We start from the raw sequence: 20,388 nt of genomic DNA on the forward strand, positions 1-20,388 counted from the left end.
CCAGAGGTCACCTGACCAGTTGCACAACTGGTCAGGTCCGGCGCCCCAGAGGTGAACCGTGAAGCTCCGCTTGCTCGCCGGTCTGTCCGCGCTCGTCGCGGTCGCCGGGCTCAGTGCCTGCAGTTCGTCCGGCTCCGGTGACGGGGAATCGGGTGACGGCGGGCGGACCACCATCGACGTGTGGCTGATGCGCGACAGCGTCTCGGCCGCCTTCCAGAAGGAGTTCGAGAAGGGGTTCGAGGCAGCGCACCCGCACATCGACGTGCGCGTCCAGATCCAGGAGTGGGACGGCATCGGCGAGAAGGTCACGGCCGCCCTCGCCAGCAACGACGCGCCCGACGTCATCGAGACCGGGAACACCCAGGTCGCCCAGTTCGCCCAGAGCGGCGGCCTGTTGGACCTGAGCGACAAGGTCGACGCGCTCGGCGGCAAGGACTGGCTGAAGGGCCTCGCCGAGCCGGGGGCGTACGAGGGCAAGCAGTACGGTATCCCGTACTACGCGGCGAACCGGGTCGTCATCTACCGCACGGACCTGTTCGAGAAGGCCGGCGTCGACGCGAAGTCGATCACGACGCGCGAGCAGTGGATCGACGCGACGAAGAAGCTCGACAAGGGGGCGCAGCAGGGCATCTACCTGCCGGGACAGAACTGGTACGCCCTCTCCGGCTTCGTCTGGGACGAGGGCGGCGACCTGGCCACCGAGTCCGGCGGACAGTGGAAGGGCGCCCTGGACTCCCCCGAGGCGCTGCGCGCCATGGCCTTCTACAAGAAGCTGCAGGCCCTCGGCAAGGGCCCCAAGGACTCCGACGAGGCACAGCCGCCGCAGGCCGAAGTGATGGCCAAGGGACAGGTGGCGCAGATCATCAGCACCCCCGGCGGCGCCAACGTCGTCACCCAGAACAACCCCGAGCTGAAGGGCAAGCTGGGGTTCTTCCCGATCCCCGGCAAGACGGCCGGCACGCCCGGCGCCGTCTTCACCGGCGGCTCGGACCTGGTGATCCCGACGGTGTCGCAGCACCACGACGCCGCGTACACCTTCATCGAGGAACTGACCGGCGACGCCTGGCAGAAGAAGCTCGCCGTCGCGATGAGCTACGTACCGAACAAGACGACGCTCGCGGGCGCGGTGGCCAAGGACCCGGGCGCCTCGGCGATGGCGGTCGGCGCGGCCGTCGGGCACGCGACACCGAACACGCCGGGCTGGGCGGCCGTCGAGGCCAAGAACCCGATCAAGGACTACCTGACGGCGGTCCTCGCGGGCGGCGACGCGGCCTCGGAGGCGAAGAAGGCGTCCGACGCCATCACCGCGGCGATGAAGTCCGGATCCTGACCCTCTCCCCTCGTCACGACGGAAAGGAGTGAGCGCCGTGTCGGTCGTCCGCGAGCGGACCGCACCCCGCCCCCTCACCCGGCCGCCCCGGCGCCCACGGGACCCCGCCCGCCGCGCCACCACGTCCGGCGCCTGGCCGTACCTGCTGGTGGCCCCCGCCCTCCTCGGCATGCTGTACCTGCTCGTCTATCCGCTGGCCCGCACGGTCCTGATCTCCTTCCAGGACTTCGGGCTGCGCCAACTCATCCTGGGTGACGCGCACTTCACCGGCTTCGACAACTACACCACGCTGCTCTCCGACGCCCGGTTCTGGACCGTCGTACGCCGCACGTTCCTGTTCATGGCGGTCAACGTCGCCTTGATCATGGGGCTGTCGACGCTGGTGGCGCTGATGGTGGAGCGGCTCGGGCGGCTCTGGCGCACGGCCGTGCTCAGCGCGCTCGTGCTGACCTGGGCGATGCCGGTGGTCGCGGCGACGACGGTGTTCCAGTGGCTGTTCCACTCGGAGTTCGGGATCGTCAACCACGCCCTGACCGGCCTCGGGTTCTCGTCGTACGAGGGGTATCCGTGGCTGGCGCACGGGCCGGCGGCGTTCGCCATCCTGGTCGCGCTCGTGGTCTGGCAGTCGGTCCCGTTCGCGGCGATCACGCTGTACTCGGCACTCACCACGGTGCCGTCCGAGCTGTACGAGGCCGCTCGCATCGACGGCGCGTCCGGCGCCCGTATCTTCCGCTCGGTCACGCTGCCGATCGTGCGGCCGATCTTCATGCTGGTGCTGTCCCTCGAGGTGATCTGGACGTTCAAGGCGTTCGTGCAGATCTGGGTGATGACCCGCGGCGGCCCGGGCGACGCGACGACCATCCTGCCGGTGTACGCGGTGCAGACGGCCCTGGCCCAGCAGCGCTACGACCTGGGATCGGCCGCGTCGATGCTGACGGTGCTGCTCATGTCCGGCGTGCTCGTGGCCTACTTCCGGCAGATGTTCCGACAGGAGGCGGAACGGTGACGACCCCCCGTGCGCTGCGCCGCATCCCGATCCATGTCGCCGCGACCCTCACCGTGGTCGTCTGCCTCTTCCCCGTGTACTGGATGGTCGCGACGGCCTTCAAGCCGAGCCGCGACATCCAGTCCGAGCACCCCCAGCTGCTGCCGCAGAGCTGGACGCTCGACCATTTCCGCCGGGCGATCGACGCCGACGGGTTCGGACTGTTCTGGCGCAACAGCCTGCTGGTGACCGTGAGCGCGGTCCTGCTCGCGCTGCTGGTGGCGCTCGGCGCCTCGTTCGCGGTGGCGCGGATGCGCTGGCGCGGGCGGCGGCAGTTCATGCTCATGGTGTTCGTCGCGCAGATGGCACCGTGGGAATCGCTGATCATTCCCGTCTACATCATCTCGCGGGACACCGGGATGCTGGACCGGCTGCCGACGCTGACGCTGGTGTACTTCATGATGACGCTGCCGTTCACGATCGTGGTGCTGCGCGGTTTCATCGCGACGATCCCGGCCGAGCTGGAGGAGTCGGCGCAGGTCGACGGATGCACCCGGGTCGGCGCGTTCCGGCACATCGCGTTCCCGCTGCTGGCGCCGGGTCTGATGGCGACGTCGCTGTTCGGCTACATCACGGCGTGGAACGAGTTCGCGTACGCCAACTTCCTCATCATCAAGCAGCAGGACCAGCGGACGCTGCCGGTGTGGCTGTCCTCGTTCCACAACACGTTCGGCACCGACTGGGGCGCCACCATGGCCGCCTCCACCCTGTTCGCGCTGCCCGCGCTGGTGATCTTCCTCGTGCTGCAGCGGCATGTCACGTCCGGTTTCGCGGCCGGCGCCGTCAAGGGCTGAGCCACCCCTGTCCGGAGGTCCGCAGTGCCCGCACACCGCCCCTCTCTGATCCCTCTGCCCACGCACCTCTCCTTTCGCCCCGGCCACTTCACGCTCCGTCCCGGCACGACGGTCCGGGTCTCCCCCGGCGCCGAACCGGCCGCCGACCTGCTCCGTACGCTCCTCGCGCCCGCCACCGGGCTGCCGCTGGCCGCCTCACCCGACGGGCCGTTCGTGCTCGCGCTCGATCCCCAGTTGGGCGGCCTCGGCGAAGAGGGGTACGGCCTCACCGTCGCGCCGGACGCGGTGCTGCTGCGGGCCGCGCGCCTGCCCGGGCTGCTCCGGGGCATCCAGACCGTGCGCCAACTGCTGCCGGCGGAAGCCCTGTCGGGGACGGCCCGGCCCGGCGTCGCCTGGCGCGTGCCCTGCGCGGAGATCACCGATGTGCCGCGGCATTCCTGGCGCGGTTTCATGCTCGACGTGGCACGGCACTTCCAGCAGGTGTCGCTGCTGCGCCGCTACGTCGATCTGCTCGCCCTGCACAAGCTGAACGTGCTGCATCTGCATCTCACCGACGACCAGGGCTGGCGGATGCCGGTCGCCGCGTATCCCCGCCTGACCGAGGTGGGCGGGCGGCGGGCCGAGTCGATGGTGGGCCCCGCGGGGAGCCGCCTCTTCGACGGGGTGCCGCACGAAGGCGCCTATACGCGCGAGGAGTTACGCGGGCTCGTCGCGTACGCCGCCGCGCGCGGTGTCACCGTCGTGCCGGAGATCGAGATGCCGGGGCACGCACGGGCCGCCCTCGCCGCCTATCCGGAGCTGGGCAACGTGCCCGGGCGGCCGCTCGGCGTGTGGACGCGGTGGGGTGTGTGCGAGAACGTCCTCGGCGTGCACGAGCCGGTGCTCGACTTCTGCCGTGCCGTCCTCGACGAGGTCCTCGACGTGTTCCCCTCGCCGCACGTGCACATCGGCGGCGACGAGTGCCCCACCACGGAGTGGGCGCGGAGCCCGGCGGCGCGGGCCCGGGCCGCCGCCGAGGGGCTGCCGGACACGGCCGCGCTGCGCGGCTGGTTCCTGGGCCGCATCGGGGAGCTCCTGACCGATCGCGGCCGCGTCCCGACGGCCTGGGCGGAGACCGGGGAGGGGCTGCCGCCGCACTTCACGGTGATGACGTGGCGCGACCCGGAGCACACCCGCATCGCCCTCAAACGCGGCCACACCGTGATCAGCGGCCAGCACCGGGCGAGCTACCTGGACTACGCGCAGTCCCACTCCCCCGCCGAACCGCAGGCACAGCCGGGTGCCGTGGTCGACCTGCGCGCGGTCCACGACCACGAGCCACCGGACGACACCGACGTCGCAGGACAGCTCATCGGCATGCAGGCGCAGTTGTGGACCGAGTTCGTCCCGGCCGCCGAGCACGTCGACCGCCTGTCCTTCCCCCGGCTGTGCGCGTTCGCCGACCGTGCCTGGCACGGAGCTCCGTCCTGGCCCGGCTTCCGCGACCGCGTCGCCGCGCACACGTCCCGGCTCGCCGCGCTCGGCGTGCGGCACGGCCCCCTCGATCCGCACCTCACCGTCCCCCACCGTTCCGGAAAGGAACCGACATGAAGAAGTCCACCACGCGAAAGACCGCCCTCAACAGATCGGCCACCTGCGCCGTGGCCGTCGCCCTCGGCTGCGCGGGCCTGTTCGCGCTCCCGTCCAGCGCCTCCGCCGCCTCCGGCGATCTGACGGTGCAGTACCACACGGGCAGCACCGGCAGCGACCAGGCCGAGCCCTGGCTGAAGGTACGCAACACCGGCAGTGCGAGCGTGCCGCTCAGCTCGGTCAAGGTCCGCTACTACTTCAAGTCCGACACCGCGAGCGCGAATTACCGCTTCGCCTGCTCGTGGGCCGTCAAGGGCTGCGGGAACGTCACCGGCACGTTCGGCACCCTCGCCCACCCGACCGCGACCGCCGACCGCTACCTGGAGGTCGGCTTCACGTCGGGTGCCGGTTCGCTCGCGGCGGGCGCGGACACCGGTGATCTGCAGCTGCGCTTCTACCGAGCGGACTGGCAGTCGCTGAACCAGGCCGACGACTACTCGTTCGGCGCGGCCCAGTCGGCGTACGCGAACTGGTCGAAGGTCACCGCGCAGCTCGACGGAGCCGTCGTCTGGGGCACGGCCCCCGAGGGCAACGACCCGACCGATCCCACGGACCCGACCGATCCGACCGATCCGCCCGGCGACGGGGCCACGCTCTTCGACGACTTCAACTACAGCGGCTACAACGACCCGAAGATCTCCGCGAACGGCTGGAGCGTGCGCTCGAACTCCGGCGGCCCCGGCGTACCGGGCGCGACCTGGGCGCCGCAAAACGTGACGTTCCCGTCCTCCGGCGGCAACGCGGTGATGAACCTGGAGACGTCGACGGCGGGTACGGGCGAGAGCACCAAGCAGACCGAGGTCCTCACCAAGGCACTCAAGTTCAAGAACGGGACGTACGCGGCGCGGGTCAAGTTCAGTGACGCACCGAAGAGCGGTCCGGACGGCGACCACCTGGTGCAGACGTTCTTCACCATCAACGACCTGAAGGCGCCGATGGCGGACGACTACGCCGAGTACGACTTCGAGTACCTGCCCAACGGCGGCTGGGGCGAGCCGTCGAACATCCTGTACACGACGTCCTGGGAGACCTACAACCCTGACCCGTGGCAGGCGGTGAACCAGCACACGGAGAGCCGGCAGAGCTACAGCGGCTGGCACGACCTGGTGCTCACCATCGACAACAGCACCATCAAGTACTACGTCGACGGGCAGCTCTTCGGCACGCACGACGCCGCGTACCTGCCGGAGCGGCCCATGTCGATCAACTTCAACCAGTGGCTGATCGACCTGGCCGGCCAGACGAGCACCACCGCGCGCGCCTACGACCAGCAGGTCGACTATGTGCTGCACGTCAAGGACCAGGTGCTCACCCCGGCGCAGGTCGCGGCGAAGGTGACCGCATACCGCTCGGCGGGCACCACGTTCGAGGACACGGTGCCGGCTTCCTGACCAGGAGCTGAGGGGAAACGGGGAGTCCGCGCGCCCCACACACACGGACTCCCCCTGGGGTGCTTCCCCTCCCCAGGTCGACCGCCTCGGGAGTAGGCGGCCGCCTGCGCCAGAGTCTGCCGTGGGCGGCCGGGGAACTCATCCCGGACCCCCGTCTTTCAGTAACCTTGCGTGTTGAATCAGTGGCGAGAAGTGACGGAAGGGAAGCTCCTGAGCCCTTGCGGCACGCAGGTACCGAGGGCGCGGAACCCGCCGTCTGGCTTGATTGCTCGCACTCAACTACGGCCGGAAGTCTCCGCGGGCAAGCGCTCTCCGCACCGGCTGCAGAAGCGCGCCGCGGCCTCCTCGGCGGCCCGGCCGCACTCCGCGCAGACGCGGGGCAGCAGACACGGCGCCTCGCCGCCCTCCGCGGTCACCGCGGTGGCGGCCCGGCCGATGGTCATGCCGGGCCGCCTGCGGTGCGCCGTGATGTAGACGAGGCCCGCCTCGCCCGCGCTGACGGCGCGCCGCTCACCGCGCGGAACGAACACGAGGGTGCCCGGCGCCAGTTCCTCGTCGGTGCCGGCCCGGTGGAGGGTCCCGTGGCCCTCGGCGACGACGAGCAGGACGTCGAGGTCGTTCTCGACGTAGGCGTCGCCGCGCGCGCCGGGCCGTACGCGGATCACGTTGGCGTCGAGCTGCCGGGCCGCGCCGCCGAGGCGCCACAACGCTCCGGTCGCGGCCGGGTCGGCCGCCTCCAGGAGCTCCGTGAGCAGGACATGGGCTGCGGGCATCGCGATCGTTCCTCCCTGGTGGTCAGGCGAACGGCAGCCTACGCAGTTCGGCGATGCGCAGCAGCCGGCCGAGGGCCAGGAAGGCGACGGCCATGGTGAGGGTCCCGGCGGCCAGCGCGACCGCGGTGCCGGTGGCGGAGGTACCGGCCGCGTCGGCGCATCCGCGGGCCGCGCCCCAGCCGGCGACCGCCGCGAGCCCGGCGGCGGCGACCAGTTTCCCGTAGCTGCGGACCAGGCGCCGTCCGTCGAGGCGGCCGTCGAGACGGCGCCGCAGCAGCCGCGCGGTGAGCAGCAGTCCGATGCCGTACGAGAGCGCGTAGCCCGCGGCCATACCGGTGACGGCCCAGCGCACGGGCAGCAGCCAGTGGCAAGCACAGGCGAGCGCGACGTTGATCGCTCCGATCCAGACGGCGGTCAGGAACGGGGTGCGGGTGTCCTCGAACGCGTAGAAGCCGCGCAGCATCAGGTACTGCGCGGAGAACGGGATCAGGCCGAGGCCGAACGCCTGCAGCATGTGGCCCAGCGGTCCGGGGTCGGCGGCGCCGTGTCCGAACAGCAGCGCGGCGATCTGCGGTCCCAGCGCGAGGAACAGGAATCCGGCGGGCACGATCACGGCGCCGGTGGCGCGCAGACCGCGGGACAGGTCGGCGCGGATGTCGTCGACGCGGCCCTCGGCGGCCGCGGCGCTCATCCGGGGCAGCAGTGCGGTGACGAGGGAGACGGTGACGATGGACTGGGGCAGCAGCCAGATGGTCTGGGCGTAGGTGTACGCGGTGTAGCCGACGCCGGAATGCGGCAGGGCGCCGTCGGCGGAGTTCGCGAAGTGGGTGACGACGGCGAGGGCGGCCTGGTTCGCGAGGACGAACAGGAGGGTCCAGCGGGCGGCCCGGATGCTTCCGCCGAGGCCCGTGCCCTTCCAGTCGAAGCGGGGCCGCAGCCGGAACCCGGCCGCGCGGGCGAACGGGATCAGGGCGAGGGCCTGGACAGCGATGCCGCAGGTCGTGCCGGTGCCGAGGAGGCGGACCTGGGTCATGGTGACGTCGGTGACGTCGGCGGGCCTCGTCATCAGGGACAGGTAGGCGACGAACATGCCGATGAGGACGATGTTGTTGAGGACAGGCGTCCACATCATGGCGCCGAACCTGCCGCGTGCGTTCAGGACTTGTCCGAGCATGGCGAACAGTCCGTAGAAGAAGATCTGCGGCAGCAGGAATCGGGCGAAGACGACGGTGAGCTCGAACGCGGCGTGCGTTCGGGGCGTGTCGTTCATGTAGATGCCGACGATCTGCGGCGCCGCCCACACGGCCAGGGCGGTGCCGAGACCGAGGACGCAGACGACGAGGGTGACGAGGCGCTGTTCGTAGGCGCGGCCCCCGTCGGCGTGCTCGACGCGGGCGCGGACCAGCTGCGGCACCAGGACCGAGTTCAGGGCGCCGCCGATGAGCAGGGTGTACAGGCTGGTGGGGACGGTGTTCGCCGTGTTGTACGTGCTCGCGTAGAGGGCGGTGCCGAGCGCGGCGGCCTGGAGGACCTGGCGGATCAGGCCGGTGGCGCGGGAGACGAGCGTGCCGATCGCCATGAGGAACGAGGACCGGGCGAGCGATGCCTCCCTCGGCTCGGCCTGCTGCCCGGGTATTCGGGCGGTCTTGGTCAACGGGCCTCCTCCGTCCGCGCGTTCAGGAAGTCGACGACCGGGGGCGTCGCGTCGTCCGCGAACTCCTCGAAGTAGGCGTGCCGGCCGCCGGGGATCAGCAGGAGGCGCGCGTCGGGGATGCGCTCGGCCAGCAGCGGCGCGTTGGCGGTCGGGTTGAAGTCGTCGTCCGTGCCGTGCACGACGAGGGTCGGCGCGGTGATCCGGGGCAGCGCGTCCCACGCGTCGTGGCGGGCGCTGGCCCGCAGGTGACGGCGGCGGGCGTACGCGGGCATCGTCGGGTCGCCGAGCGTGTGGAACGGGCCGGGGTGCGTGGCGACGTACGCGGGTGTGTACATCAGGTCGAGCAGGGCCGCGCGGGCGGCGGCCGGGTCCGGGTCGGCGAGGGCCTTGCGGACGGCGGGGCCGCGCTCGGCGCCGTGCGGTGCGCCCGGGGAGGTGCAGCCGAGGACGAGGCGGTCGACGCGTGCGGCGTGGTCGGCGGCGAGCCACTGGGCGACGCGGCCGCCCATCGAGGTGCCGTAGACGTGGGCGCGGTCGATGCCCGCGTGGTCGAGGACGGCGACGACGTCACGGGCGAAGTTCTCCGTGCTGTAGGTGTCCGTGTCGGGCCGGTCGCTGTCGCCGGTGCCGCGCCAGTCGAGGACGACGGTCGTGAAGGCCGCGGCGAAGCGGTCGAGCACCGGGTCCCACCAGCGGTGGTCGTTCGACTGTCCGGTCAGCAGCACCAACGGGGCGCCGCTGCCGCGGACTTGGTAGTGGAGCGCGGCACCGTCGGCCGCCTGTGCGTGGGACATGGTCGACGATTCTTCCTCATCGCAACTACCTCTGTTCAAACGGTGGACTCGACAACATCACTCTGCAATTCTCCAACAACTAAACGCAAGAACCTGATGCGATCCTTGAGATCGCTCGCTTCACTGCACGACCTGTGCAGGGACAGGGGAAGCATGTTCGGACAGTCGTTGCTCAGATCCAGATGGCGGAGCAGAAGACGCGGCCTCACGGTCGCGTTCCTCGCTCTCGCGCTGGCGTTCCTCGGCCTGCCGGCGGTCGCCGGGCATGCCGCGGGCGGCCCGAATCTCGCCGCGGGCGCGGCGACGAAGGCCAGCAGCGCCAATGCGGAGTACAAGGCGGCGAACGTGGTCGACGGCAACGCCGGTACGTACTGGGAGAGTTCGGGCTCCAGCCTGCCGCAGTGGGTGCAGGCCGACCTGGGGTCGACGGCCCGCGTCGACGAGGTGGTGCTGCGCCTTCCGGGATCGTGGGAGAGCCGGAACCAGACCTTGGCGGTGCAGGGCAGCGCGGACGGCACCTCCTTCGACACGCTCAAGTCGTCGGCGCAGTACACCTTCGCCCCCGGCTCGGGGAACACGGTGACGGTGTCCTTCCCGGCGACGCAGACCCGCTTCGTGCGGATCGTGGTGAGCGCCAACACCGGCTGGCAGGCGGCGCAGCTGTCGGAGCTGGAGGTGCACGGCACGGGCGACTCGTCGGTCAACCTGGCCCGCGGCAAGACGTTCACGGCGAGCTCCACCACGCAGATGTACACGGCGGCGAACGCCGGTGACGGCGACATCGCCAGCTACTGGGAGTCCCAGAACGACGCGCTGCCGCAATGGGTCCAGGTGGATCTGGGCGCTTCGGTACGTGTGAACCGGGTGGTGCTGCGGCTGCCGTCCGGGTGGGAGACCAGGACGCAGACGCTGACGGTGCGGGGCAGCACGAACGGCACGGACTTCAGCGATCTGGTCGCGTCGAAGGCGTACGAGTTCAGCGCGTCGAACGGGCAGACGCAGACGCTGTCCTTCGACACGGTCACCACTCGGTACGTGCGGGTGCAGGTCACCGCGAACACGCGGCAGTCGGCGGGCCAGCTCTCCGAGCTGGAGGTGTTCGGGCCGACGACCGGCGACACCGAGGCGCCGGGCGCGCCCAGCGGCCTCGCCTACACCGAGCCCGCGACCGGTCAGATCAAGCTGACCTGGAAGGCCGCCTCGGACAATGTGAAGGTCACCGGCTACGACATCTACGCGGACGGGACGCTGCGCGCGTCGGTCGACGGTGACACGCTCACCTACACCGACAACCAGCCCGCGTCGGCGACGCTCACGTACTTCGTGCGCGCCAAGGACGCGGCAGGCAACCAGTCGGCCAACTCCAACTCGGTTACACGCAAGGGCGATTCGGGTGACACGCAGGCGCCGACCGCGCCCGGGAATCTGGCCTTCACCGAGGCGACCAAGGGGCAGGTCAAGCTGACCTGGCAGGCGTCGACCGACAATGTGAAGGTCACCGCCTACGACATCTACGCGAACGGCACCCTGCTCAAGTCGGTTGCCGGGGACGTCACTTCGTACACCGACACGCAGCCCGCTTCGGCGACCGTGACGTACGCGGTGCGCGCCAAGGACGCGGCGGGCAACCAGTCGGCGAGCTCCAACTCCGTGACCCGCAACGGCTCCACGAGCGACCAGGTGAACCTGGCCGTGGGCAAGCCGATCACGGCCTCGTCCTCGACGTTCACGTACGTCGCCGAGAACGCGGTCGACGGCGACACCAGCACGTACTGGGAGGGCGGCGGGGGCAGTTACCCGAACAGCCTGACCGTGAAGCTCGGCGCGAACGCGGACGTCTCCTCGCTCGTCCTGAAGCTGAACCCGGACGCCGCGTGGTCCACCCGCACCCAGAAGATCGAGGTGCAGGGCCGCGAGCAGGGCGCGTCGTCCTTCACGACGCTGGCTGCCGCGAAGGACTACACGTTCAACCCGTCGAGCGGGAACTCGGTGACGGTGCCGGTCACCGGGCGCGTCGCGGACGTCCGCCTGGTCTTCACCGCCAACTCCGGTGCTCCGGCTGGCCAGTTGGCCGAGTTCCAGGTGCTGGGTGAGCCGGCGCCGAACCCGGACCTCCAGGTCACGGGCATCACCTCGAACCCGGCGTCGCCGGTGGAGTCCGACAAGATCACGCTGTCGGCGACGGTGCGCAACGCGGGCACCCAGCCGAGCACCGCGACCGACCTGGACTTCAAGCTCGGCTCCGACAAGGTGGGGTCCGCCTCCGTGGGCGCCCTCGCGGCCGGTGCGACGGCGACCGTCAGCGCGGACATCGGGACGCGCGACGCGGGCACGTACCAGGTCGGCGCGGTCGTCGACCCGGGCAACAAGGTCGTCGAGCGCGACGAGAACAACAACGCCTACACGAGCCCGACGGGCCTCGTCGTCAAGCCGGTGACCAGCGCCGACCTGGTGGCCTCCCCCGTGTCCTGGTCGCCGAGCGCACCGGGCGAGGGCGACACGGTCACCTTCTCCGCCGTCCTCAAGAACCAGGGGAACCAGGCGAGTTCGGCGGGCAGCCACGGCATCACGCTCACGGTCACCGACTCCGGTGGCACGGTCGTGAAGACGCTCACCGGGTCCTACGACGGTGCGATCGCGGCCGGCGCCACGACCGCGGCGGTGAAGCTCGGTACGTGGACGGCGGGCAAGGGCAAGTTCACGGTGAAGACCGTGATCGCCGCCGACGCCAATGAGCTGCCGGTCAAGCGCGACAACAACACGTCGTCGCAGCCGCTGTTCGTGGGACGCGGCGCGAGCATGCCGTACGACATGTACGAGGCGGAGGACGGCACGGTCGGCGGCGGGGCGAAGGTCCTCGGCCCCAACCGCACGGTCGGCGACCTGGCGGGCGAGGCCTCGGGCCGCAAGGCCGTCACGCTCGACAGCACCGGCAGCTACGTCGAGTTCACCACCAAGGCGCCGACGAACACGCTCGTCACGCGCTTCTCGATCCCGGACGCCGCCGGTGGCGGCGGGAAGAACTCCACGCTCAACGTGTACGTCGACGGCAAGTTCCTCAAGGCCATCGACCTGACCTCGAAGTACGCCTGGCTGTACGGGGCGGAGACCGGGCCCGGCAACGCGCCGAGCGCGGGCGCTCCCCGGCACATCTACGACGAGGCGAACCTGCTGCTCGGGCAGACCGTGCCGCAGGGCAGCAAGATCCGGCTGCAGAAGGACGCCGCGAACGACACCACGTACGCGATCGACTTCGTGAACCTGGAGCAGGCGACCGCGCTGCCCAACCCGGACCCGGCGACCTACGCGGTTCCGACCGGCTTCTCGCAGCAGGCCGTGCAGGACGCGCTGGACAAGGTGCGCATGGACACGACGGGCAAGCTCGTCGGGGTCTACCTGCCGGCCGGTGACTACGAGACGTCGAACAAGTTCCAGGTCTACGGGAAGGCGGTGAAGGTCGTCGGCGCCGGGCCGTGGTTCACCCGGTTCCGCACGCCGTCGTCGCAGGAGAACACGGACGCCGGGTTCCGCGCGGAGGCGAGTGCGAACGGGTCGACGTTCGCGCACTTCTCGTTCTTCGGGAACTACACGTCCCGCATCGACGGCCCGGGCAAGGTCTTCGACTTCTCGAACGTCGCGGACATCACCATCGATGACGTGTGGAACGAGCACACGGTGTGCCTGTACTGGGGCGCCAACACCGACCGCATCACGGTCAAGAACTCCCGGATCCGGGACACCTTCGCCGACGGCGTCAACATGACGAACGGCTCGACGGACAACCACGTCGTCAACAACGAGTCGCGGGCGACCGGCGACGACAGCTTCGCGCTGTTCTCGGCGATCGACGCGGGCGGCGCGGACGAGAAGAACAACGTGTTCGAGAACCTGACCTCGCTGCTGACGTGGCGGGCGGCGGGCATCGCCGTGTACGGCGGGTACGACAACACGTTCCGCAACATCCTCGTCGCGGACACCCTCGTCTACTCCGGCGTCACCATCAGCTCGCTGGACTTCGGGTATCCGATGAACGGGTTCGGCACGGGTCCGACCGCCCTGGAGAACACCTCGATCGTCCGCTCCGGCGGCCATTTCTGGAACGGTCAGACGTTCCCGGGGATCTGGATGTTCTCGGCCTCGAAGGTGTTCCAGGGCATCCGCGTCAACGACGTCGACATCGTCGACCCGACCTACAGCGGCATCATGTTCCAGACCAACTACGTAGGAGGACAGGCTCAGTTCCCGATCAAAGACACGATCCTGACCGACGTCACGATCTCGGGCGCACGCAAGAGCGGCGACGCGTACGACGCGAAGTCCGGCTTCGGCCTGTGGGCGAACGAGATGCCGGAGTCGGGTCAGGGCCCGGCGGTCGGTGAAGTGACCTTCAAGAACCTGAAGTTGAGCGACAACGCGGTGGACGTCCGCAACACGACGTCCACGTTCAAGATCAACCTTCAGCCGTAGCGCGTCACACGGCACAGCAGAAGGGGGTGGTCGGGCCGCGGGCCCGGTCACCCCCTTCTCGCCTCCCCTCTCACACCTAAAGGGGCCCTGGTTCCATTACGGGCCCCTCCCCTGGTACGGTTACGTCACGAACTAACGGAACGCACGACCCGTTAGTGAGTTCGACGAGGCAACACGACCGACCATCAAGGGGATCGACATGGAGTACCGACAGTTGGGGACGTCCGGCCTGAAGGTCCCCGCACTCAGCTTCGGAGCCGGGACGTTCGGCGGGCGCGGCCCCCTGTTCTCGGCCTGGGGCACGTCAGGCGTGGACGAGGCCCGGCGCATGGTCGATCTGAGCCTGGAAGCCGGGGTCACCCTGTTCGACACCGCCGACGTCTACTCCGACGGGGCGTCCGAGGAGGTGCTGGGCGCGGCACTCAAGGGCCGCCGCGACCAGGCGTTGATCTCCACGAAGGCGGCCCTGCCGACGGGCACAGGACCGAACGACGCAGGGGTCTCGCGCTCACGCCTGATCAAGGCGACCGAGGCGGCACTGCGCCGCCTGGACACCGACTACATCGACCTGTTCCAACTGCACGCCTACGACGCGGGCACGCCGGTGGAGGAGGTCCTCTCGACGCTCGACGACCTGGTCGAGGCGGGCAAGATCCGCTACACCGGCGTCTCCAACTACTCGGGCTGGCAGCTGATGAAGGGCCTCACGGAGGCGGAGAAGCACGGGCGCCCACGCTTCGCGGCGCACCAGGTGTACTACTCGCTCGTCGGCCGCGACTACGAGTGGGAGCTGATGCCGCTCGGCCAGGACCAGGGCGTGGGCGCGCTGGTGTGGAGCCCGCTGGGCTGGGGCCGGCTCACGGGGAAGATCCGGCGCGGGCAGCCGCTCCCGGTGAACAGCCGGCTGCACGAGACAGCGCAGTTCGGGCCTCCCATCGAGGACGAGCACCTGTACCGGGTCGTCGACGCGCTCGACGAGATCGCCGAGGAGACCGGGAAGGCGATCCCGCAGATCGCCATCAACTGGCTGCTGCGCCGCCCCACCGTCTCGTCGGTCCTCATCGGGGCCCGCAACGAGGAGCAGCTGAAGCAGAACCTGGGGGCGGTCGGCTGGGAGCTGACGCCCGACCAGGTCGCGAAGCTGGACGCGGCGAGCGAGGTGAAGGTGCCGTACCCGTACTACCCGTACCGGACCCAGGACGGCTTCCGGCAGCTGAACCCGCCGACCGTGTGAGCGACCACCGCATCCGGGTGTCAACCCGACGTTGACACCCGGACACTGTCAACCTACGGTTGCCTCATGACGAATCCAGTCGGCACGAACGTCCGCCTCGACGACCTGATCGAGGCCATCAAGAAGGTCCACACCGACGCGCTCGACCAGCTGCAGGACGCCGTCCTCGCGGCGGACCACCTCGGCGACGTCGCCGATCACCTGATCGGGCACTTCGTCGACCAGGCCCGCCGCTCCGGTGCCTCCTGGACCGACATCGGCAAGAGCATGGGGGTCACCCGGCAGGCCGCGCAGAAGCGCTTCGTGCCCAAGGGCTCCGAGAACGACCTCGACCCGAGCCAGGGCTTCAACCGCTACACCCCGCGCGCCAGGAACGTGGTGGTGAACGCGCAGAACGAGGCGCGGGCCGCGAACAGCAACACGATCGGCACGGCACATCTCGTCCTCGGCCTGCTGCACGAGCCGGACAGCCTCGGCGCCAAGGCGATCCTCGCGCAGGACGTGCTGCTCGACACCGTGCGGCAGGCGGCGACCGCGCTGCTCCCGGCGGCCTGCGACGACATGCCGGCCCTGGTGCCGTTCGACGCCGAGGCGAAGAAGGCGCTGGAGCTGACGTTCCGTGAGGCGCTGCGCCTGGGGCACAACTACATCGGCACGGAGCACATCCTGCTCGCGCTCCTGGAGCAGGAGAACGGGTCGGGCGTCCTCGCGGACCTGGGCATCGGCAAGGCCGAGGCCGAGGCGACCATCTCCGCCGCGCTCGCCTCGCTCACCGAGCACGACTGAGGACCGCGCGACATACGCAGCGGACGGCCAGGTCCCCGGCCGGGCGCACAGCGGCGGGTGGGAAACTGCTCCCATGACTGACCGCTCAGGAACCCCCGCCCGGCCGGACGATCTCGTCGACCTCGACCAGCTGATCGACGCCTACTACACGAGGGAGCCCGACGTCGCGCGCCCGGAACAGCGCGTCGTCTTCGGCACGAGTGGCCATCGCGGCTCCAGCCTCGACGGCGCCTTCAACGAGAAGCACATCGCCGCGATCACCCAGGCCATCGTCGAGCACCGCACGGCCGAGGGCATCACCGGGCCGCTGTTCATCGGCCCGGACACCCACGCCCTGTCGAAGCCCGCGCTCAAGACCGCGCTGGGTGTGCTGGCGGCGCACGGCGTACGCGTCATGGCCGACGCGCACGACGGCTTCGTGCCGACCCCCGCGCTCAGCCACGCGATCCTGCGCTGGAACCGCACGGAGCCGGCCGACCGGGCCGACGGCATCGTCATCACGCCCAGCCACAACCCGCCGCGCGACGGCGGCTTCAAGTACAACCCGCCGCACGGCGGCCCCGCCGACTCGACGGCCACGTCCTGGATCGCGGACCGCGCCAACGCCCTGCTCGAGGACGCGAGTTGGACGCCCCGCACGGTCGACGAACCGGCCCCGGAGCCGTACGACTTCCGTGAGCACTACGTCGAGGACCTGCGCAACATCATCGACGTGGACGCCATCCGCGCGGCGGGCGTGCGGATCGGCGCCGATCCGCTGGGCGGCGCGAGCGTCGACTACTGGTCCCGTATCGCCGACATGTACGAGCTGGACCTCACCGTCGTGAACCCGGCGGTCGACCCGACGTGGCGCTTCATGACGCTGGACTGGGACGGGAAGATCCGGATGGACCCGTCGTCGGCGCCCGCGATGGCGTCGGTCCTCGCGCGGCGGCACGACTACGACCTGCTCACCGGCAACGACGCGGACGCCGACCGGCACGGCATCGTCACCCCGGACGCGGGCCTGATGAACCCGAACCACTATCTGGCCGTCGCCATCCACTACCTGTTCTCGCACCGGCCGCAATGGTCGGCGTCCGCCGCGATCGGCAAGACCCTCGTGTCGAGCGCCGTGATCGACCGGGTCGCCGCCTCGCTCGGCCGCGATCTGGTGGAAGTGCCCGTCGGATTCAAGTGGTTCGTGCCGGGTCTGGTCGACGGCTCGGTGGCGTTCGGCGGCGAGGAGAGCGCCGGGGCGAGCTTCGTGCGCAAGGACGGCGGCACCTGGACGACCGACAAGGACGGTATTCTGCTCGCCCTGCTGGCCGCCGAGATCCTCGCGGTCACCGGGAAGACGCCGTCCGTGTACTACGCCGAACTCGCCGCGGAGTACGGGGCGTCGGGCGCCGCGTACGCGCGGATCGACGCGAAGGCGACGAAGGAGCAGAAGGCCCGGCTGTCCCGGCTCACGGGGGACGCGATCACCGCGGACACCCTCGCCGGGGAGCCGATCACCGCCCGGCTCAGTGAGGCTCCGGGCAACGGCGCGGCGATCGGCGGCGTCAAGGTGACCACGCAGAACGCGTGGTTCGCGGCGCGGCCCAGCGGTACGGAGGACGTGTACAAGATCTACGCCGAGTCGTTCCGCGGGGCCGAGCATCTCGCGCAGGTGCAGAGCGAGGCGCAGGCGATCGTGGACGCGGCCCTCGCCTGAGCGGCCTCAGTCGCGGGCGGCCTCCGGGAGACCGGGGACGTCCGCGACACCGCTCACCACGTAGGTGTGCGGGTGGGCTTCGAGCTGCTCGCGGGTCAGCTGGCCCGTGAGCACGCCCACGACGACCCCCGCCCCCGCGTTCGTCCCGGCCTCCAGGTCGACGACGGTGTCGCCCGCGACGAGCACCTTGCGCACGTCGGCGACGCCCGTCTTCTCCATCGCGCGGTGGATCATGTACGGCGCGGGCCGGCCGCGCGGCACCTCGTCGGAGGTGACGACGGCGTCGAGGTTCCCGCCCTCTCCGGTCGACCAGCCGAGCGAGGCGAGCAGTGGCAGGGCGACGTCGTCGCTGAAGCCGGTGGTGAGCGCGACCTTGACGCCACGGGCGCGCAGCTCCGCAAGTGCCGTGTCGGCGTGGGCTATCGGCTGCGGCGGCACGTCCTCGTAGCGCTTCTTGAGGAACGTGCGGAAGGCTCCGTACTGCCGCTCGACCAGGTCGGCGTCGGGGGTGCCGCCGCCGATGCGGACGAGTGCGGCGATGGCCTCGCGCTTGTCGGTGCCCATCCAGGTCTGGAGGTCGGCGGGGGCGACGGCCACGCCGGTGGACTCGACGGCGTGGCGCAGCGCCTCGTACACGGCGCCGTGCTCCTCGATCGTCGTGCCTGCCATGTCGAAGACGGCGAGTTCGATCACTGGGGTTCCTTATCGGTGGGTCGGGGCGATGCGCCGTCGGAGCGGTCGCGACCGGCGACGGTGCGGCCCCCGACGGTGTTCTCGATGGTGAAGGTGGCCATGGACGGCAGATAGCGGTCGTCCGCGTACTCCACGGGCGCGCCGTCACTCGTGAACGCCAACCGCCTTACCCGCAGCAGAGGTTGACCCTCCGTCACGTCCAGGAGACCGGCGTCGGCGTGGTCCGCGGCGATGGCGTCGATGGTGTGGCGCGCGTGGTGCAGGTCGACGCCGCGGGAGGTCAGGGCCTCGTAGACGGACCCCGCGTCGGGGTCGACCGCGAACAGATGCGTGCCCGCGTCGAGGACGAACGTGGAGCGCTCGATCATGGCGGGGACCCCGTCCAGGTGCCGCAGCCGCACGAGATCGACGACCGGGGCACCCTCGTCGAGGCCGAGGCGGGCGGCGGTGTCCGGTGTCGCGCGCCGGCGGGCGACCTCGATGGTGACCTGTCCCGGGGTGCGCCCGATGGAGTGCGCCCACTGCGTGAACGACATCAGCGAGGCGAACGGCTGGGACGGCGTGACCCGGCGGGCGAGCGGCGGTCTGCCGCGGCCGCCGACCAGGTGTCCCTCCGCGCGCAGCTGCGCCAGCGCCTGCCGGACCGGGCCGCGCGAGGTGCCGAACTCCTCGCACAGCTGGGCCTCGCTCGGCACGGGATGCCCCTCGGGCCACTCCCCCGCTTCGATCCGCCGTCGGAACTCCGCTCCGAGCCGCTGGTGCAGCGGCCCGTCCTCACTTGTCTTCACAAGTTGAGTCTCGCAGCCTCGCGCCGCGCGACGCAAGGCTCGATCCGCTGCCCAGCAGGTAAACATCCAGGAAACTTGTATAGATAGCTCTTGTCGGAGTCGATCACCGCTGCGCAGGCTGGACGGCATGAGCATCACTACCGCACCCTCCACACCTGTCACTCTGCCGCGCGACCGCAGCGACCTCGTCGTGGTCGGCGCCGGCATCGTCGGTCTCGCGCACGCCGTCGAAGCGGTGCGCCGCGGCCTGCGCGTCACGGTGGTCGAGCGGGACCGGCGGCCGGTCGGCGCCTCCGTGCGCAACTTCGGGCACTGCTGCGTCACCGCCCAGCGCGGGGAACTGCTCGACCTCGCCACCCGCTCGCGCACGGGCTGGCTGGACGCCGCGGCCCGGGCCGGCCTGTGGGCGCCGGAGGCGGGCGCCCTGGTGGTGGCCCGGTCGGCGACGGAGCTGGCCGTCCTGGAGGAGCTGCGCGAGGAGCGCGGCACGGACGCGGTGCGGCTGCGCACGCGCGACGAGGTGGGCGACGCGCTGGGCCGGCCCGCGGACGAGCGGGGTGACCTGGCCGGAGGCGCGCTGCTGCCGGCCGATCTGCGGGTGAATCCGCGCGAGGCGGCGCCCCGGATCGCCGCGTGGCTCGCGGAGCAGCCCGGGGTGCGCGTCCTGTGGGGCACGAACGTGACCGGCGTCGAGTCCGGCACCGTGCACACCAGCCGCGGCCCGGTCCACGGCGACCAGGTCCTCGTCTGCGTCGGCCACGACCTGGACCGCCTCTACCCGCGGGAGGCCGAGGCGCACGGCATCGAGCGCTGCCGCCTGTCGATGGCCCGCGTCGAGGCGCCCGCGGCGTTCCGGACCGACGCGGCGGTCCTGACCGCCACGTCCATGCTGCGCTACGACGCCTTCACGGCGACGCCCTCCGCGGCCGCACTGCGCGACGAAGTCATCGGTCACAGTGCCGAGTTGCTCGACATCGGGGCCAACGTGATGTTCACGCGGCTGCCCGACGGCACGGTGCTGGTCGGCGACTCGCACGCGTACGACACGACGGAGATCCCGTTCCAGGACGAGGCGGTGCCGGCATTGCTGCTGCGCGAGGTGGCGCGGGTCCTCGGGGTGCGGGACGTGCGAGTGACCGAGCGCTGGCAGGGCGTGTACGCGAGCAGCGCGCGCGGGCCGCTGCTCGTGCGGGACCTGGCACCGGGCGTGCGGGCCCTCTCCGTGACGTCGGGTGTCGGGATGACGCTGTCGTTCGGCCTGGCCGCCGCGACGTTCGACGGAACCTTGCGCGCCACCGCCTGAGGAGGACGGCG

15 protein-coding genes are annotated in these 20,388 nt (G+C 70.7%); 10 read left to right on the top strand and 5 right to left on the bottom strand.

Annotated elements, in window-relative coordinates:
- The first annotated feature begins 58 nt into the window (after nt 1-58).
- The 5 genes from ACQUQD_RS02500 to ACQUQD_RS02520 are packed head-to-tail and all read left to right on the top strand — an operon-like array spanning nt 59 to nt 6,189.
- Nucleotides 59-1,330: an extracellular solute-binding protein gene (locus ACQUQD_RS02500; RefSeq protein WP_428950241.1), complete on the top strand. Its 1,272-nt coding sequence runs from the start codon at nt 59-61 to the stop codon at nt 1,328-1,330.
- A 37-nt stretch (nt 1,331-1,367) separates the two neighbouring features.
- Nucleotides 1,368-2,336, top strand: coding sequence for a carbohydrate ABC transporter permease (locus ACQUQD_RS02505; protein WP_428950242.1), 969 nt, complete (start codon nt 1,368-1,370; stop codon nt 2,334-2,336).
- Complete coding sequence (locus ACQUQD_RS02510; RefSeq protein WP_428950243.1) at nt 2,333-3,169, top strand: carbohydrate ABC transporter permease; 837 nt, start codon at nt 2,333-2,335, stop codon at nt 3,167-3,169. The genes ACQUQD_RS02505 and ACQUQD_RS02510 overlap by 4 nt, the downstream gene beginning before the upstream one ends.
- Nucleotides 3,170-3,193: 24 nt before the next feature.
- Complete coding sequence (locus ACQUQD_RS02515) at nt 3,194-4,759, top strand: beta-N-acetylhexosaminidase (protein ID WP_428950244.1); 1,566 nt, start codon at nt 3,194-3,196, stop codon at nt 4,757-4,759.
- Nucleotides 4,756-6,189 (top strand): cellulose binding domain-containing protein, encoded by a 1,434-nt coding sequence (locus ACQUQD_RS02520; RefSeq protein WP_428950245.1) that lies wholly within the window; start codon nt 4,756-4,758, stop codon nt 6,187-6,189. The genes ACQUQD_RS02515 and ACQUQD_RS02520 overlap by 4 nt, the downstream gene beginning before the upstream one ends.
- 275 nt (nt 6,190-6,464) lie before the next feature.
- On the opposite strand, the gene ACQUQD_RS02525 is transcribed toward ACQUQD_RS02520, so the two are convergent.
- The 3 genes from ACQUQD_RS02525 to ACQUQD_RS02535 all read right to left on the bottom strand — a co-directional run bounded on the left by ACQUQD_RS02525 (nt 6,465) and on the right by ACQUQD_RS02535 (nt 9,410).
- Nucleotides 6,465-6,962 carry a cupin domain-containing protein gene (locus ACQUQD_RS02525; RefSeq protein ID WP_428950246.1) on the bottom strand — a complete coding sequence of 166 codons (498 nt, stop codon included), beginning with the start codon at nt 6,960-6,962 and terminating at the stop codon, nt 6,465-6,467.
- 22 nt (nt 6,963-6,984) lie between these two features.
- Nucleotides 6,985-8,541 (bottom strand): murein biosynthesis integral membrane protein MurJ, encoded by a 1,557-nt coding sequence (murJ, locus tag ACQUQD_RS02530; RefSeq protein ID WP_428957429.1) that lies wholly within the window; start codon nt 8,539-8,541, stop codon nt 6,985-6,987.
- A gap of 71 nt (nt 8,542-8,612) precedes the next feature.
- On the bottom strand, nt 8,613-9,410 hold the full coding sequence (locus tag ACQUQD_RS02535; RefSeq protein WP_428950247.1) for an alpha/beta fold hydrolase: 798 nt from the start codon (nt 9,408-9,410) through the stop codon (nt 8,613-8,615).
- A gap of 153 nt (nt 9,411-9,563) precedes the next feature.
- Here ACQUQD_RS02535 and ACQUQD_RS02540 point away from each other — a divergent pair, with 153 nt between their 5' ends.
- From ACQUQD_RS02540 to pgm, 4 genes are all read left to right on the top strand, one after another.
- On the top strand, nt 9,564-13,877 hold the full coding sequence (locus tag ACQUQD_RS02540; RefSeq protein ID WP_428950248.1) for a discoidin domain-containing protein: 4,314 nt from the start codon (nt 9,564-9,566) through the stop codon (nt 13,875-13,877).
- A 199-nt stretch (nt 13,878-14,076) separates the two neighbouring features.
- Nucleotides 14,077-15,111, top strand: a complete 1,035-nt coding sequence (locus tag ACQUQD_RS02545) for an aldo/keto reductase (RefSeq protein ID WP_428950249.1) — start codon at nt 14,077-14,079, stop codon at nt 15,109-15,111.
- Between the two features lie 66 nt (nt 15,112-15,177).
- The gene (locus ACQUQD_RS02550; protein WP_428950250.1) at nt 15,178-15,897 is read left to right on the top strand and encodes a Clp protease N-terminal domain-containing protein; all 720 of its coding nucleotides are present in this window, start codon (nt 15,178-15,180) and stop codon (nt 15,895-15,897) included.
- A gap of 73 nt (nt 15,898-15,970) precedes the next feature.
- Complete coding sequence (gene pgm, locus ACQUQD_RS02555; RefSeq protein ID WP_428950251.1) at nt 15,971-17,593, top strand: phosphoglucomutase (alpha-D-glucose-1,6-bisphosphate-dependent); 1,623 nt, start codon at nt 15,971-15,973, stop codon at nt 17,591-17,593.
- A 6-nt stretch (nt 17,594-17,599) separates the two neighbouring features.
- On the opposite strand, the gene ACQUQD_RS02560 is transcribed toward pgm, so the two are convergent.
- On the bottom strand, nt 17,600-18,286 hold the full coding sequence (locus ACQUQD_RS02560; protein WP_428950252.1) for a phosphonatase-like hydrolase: 687 nt from the start codon (nt 18,284-18,286) through the stop codon (nt 17,600-17,602).
- Complete coding sequence (locus ACQUQD_RS02565) at nt 18,283-19,074, bottom strand: GntR family transcriptional regulator (protein ID WP_428950253.1); 792 nt, start codon at nt 19,072-19,074, stop codon at nt 18,283-18,285. The genes ACQUQD_RS02560 and ACQUQD_RS02565 overlap by 4 nt, the downstream gene beginning before the upstream one ends.
- A 127-nt stretch (nt 19,075-19,201) precedes the next feature.
- Here ACQUQD_RS02565 and ACQUQD_RS02570 point away from each other — a divergent pair, with 127 nt between their 5' ends.
- On the top strand, nt 19,202-20,377 hold the full coding sequence (locus tag ACQUQD_RS02570; RefSeq protein ID WP_428950254.1) for a TIGR03364 family FAD-dependent oxidoreductase: 1,176 nt from the start codon (nt 19,202-19,204) through the stop codon (nt 20,375-20,377).
- Nucleotides 20,378-20,388 lie beyond the last annotated feature (11 nt).

Source organism: Streptomyces sp. cg35, assembly GCF_050410835.1.
Taxonomy (GTDB): Bacteria; Actinomycetota; Actinomycetes; order Streptomycetales; family Streptomycetaceae; genus Streptomyces.

Bases quoted from the DNA above. Each gene is read 5' to 3' on its own strand.
- ACQUQD_RS02520 (WP_428950245.1), top strand. From the start codon at position 4,756: ATGAAGAAGTCCACCACGCGAAAGACCGCCCTCAACAGATCGGCCACC.
- ACQUQD_RS02525 (WP_428950246.1), bottom strand. From the start codon at position 6,962: ATGCCCGCAGCCCATGTCCTGCTCACGGAGCTCCTGGAGGCGGCCGAC.
- murJ (WP_428957429.1), bottom strand. From the start codon at position 8,541: ATGGCGATCGGCACGCTCGTCTCCCGCGCCACCGGCCTGATCCGCCAG.
- ACQUQD_RS02535 (WP_428950247.1), bottom strand. From the start codon at position 9,410: ATGTCCCACGCACAGGCGGCCGACGGTGCCGCGCTCCACTACCAAGTC.
- ACQUQD_RS02540 (WP_428950248.1), top strand. From the start codon at position 9,564: ATGTTCGGACAGTCGTTGCTCAGATCCAGATGGCGGAGCAGAAGACGC.
- ACQUQD_RS02545 (WP_428950249.1), top strand. From the start codon at position 14,077: ATGGAGTACCGACAGTTGGGGACGTCCGGCCTGAAGGTCCCCGCACTC.
- ACQUQD_RS02550 (WP_428950250.1), top strand. From the start codon at position 15,178: ATGACGAATCCAGTCGGCACGAACGTCCGCCTCGACGACCTGATCGAG.
- pgm (WP_428950251.1), top strand. From the start codon at position 15,971: ATGACTGACCGCTCAGGAACCCCCGCCCGGCCGGACGATCTCGTCGAC.
- ACQUQD_RS02570 (WP_428950254.1), top strand. From the start codon at position 19,202: ATGAGCATCACTACCGCACCCTCCACACCTGTCACTCTGCCGCGCGAC.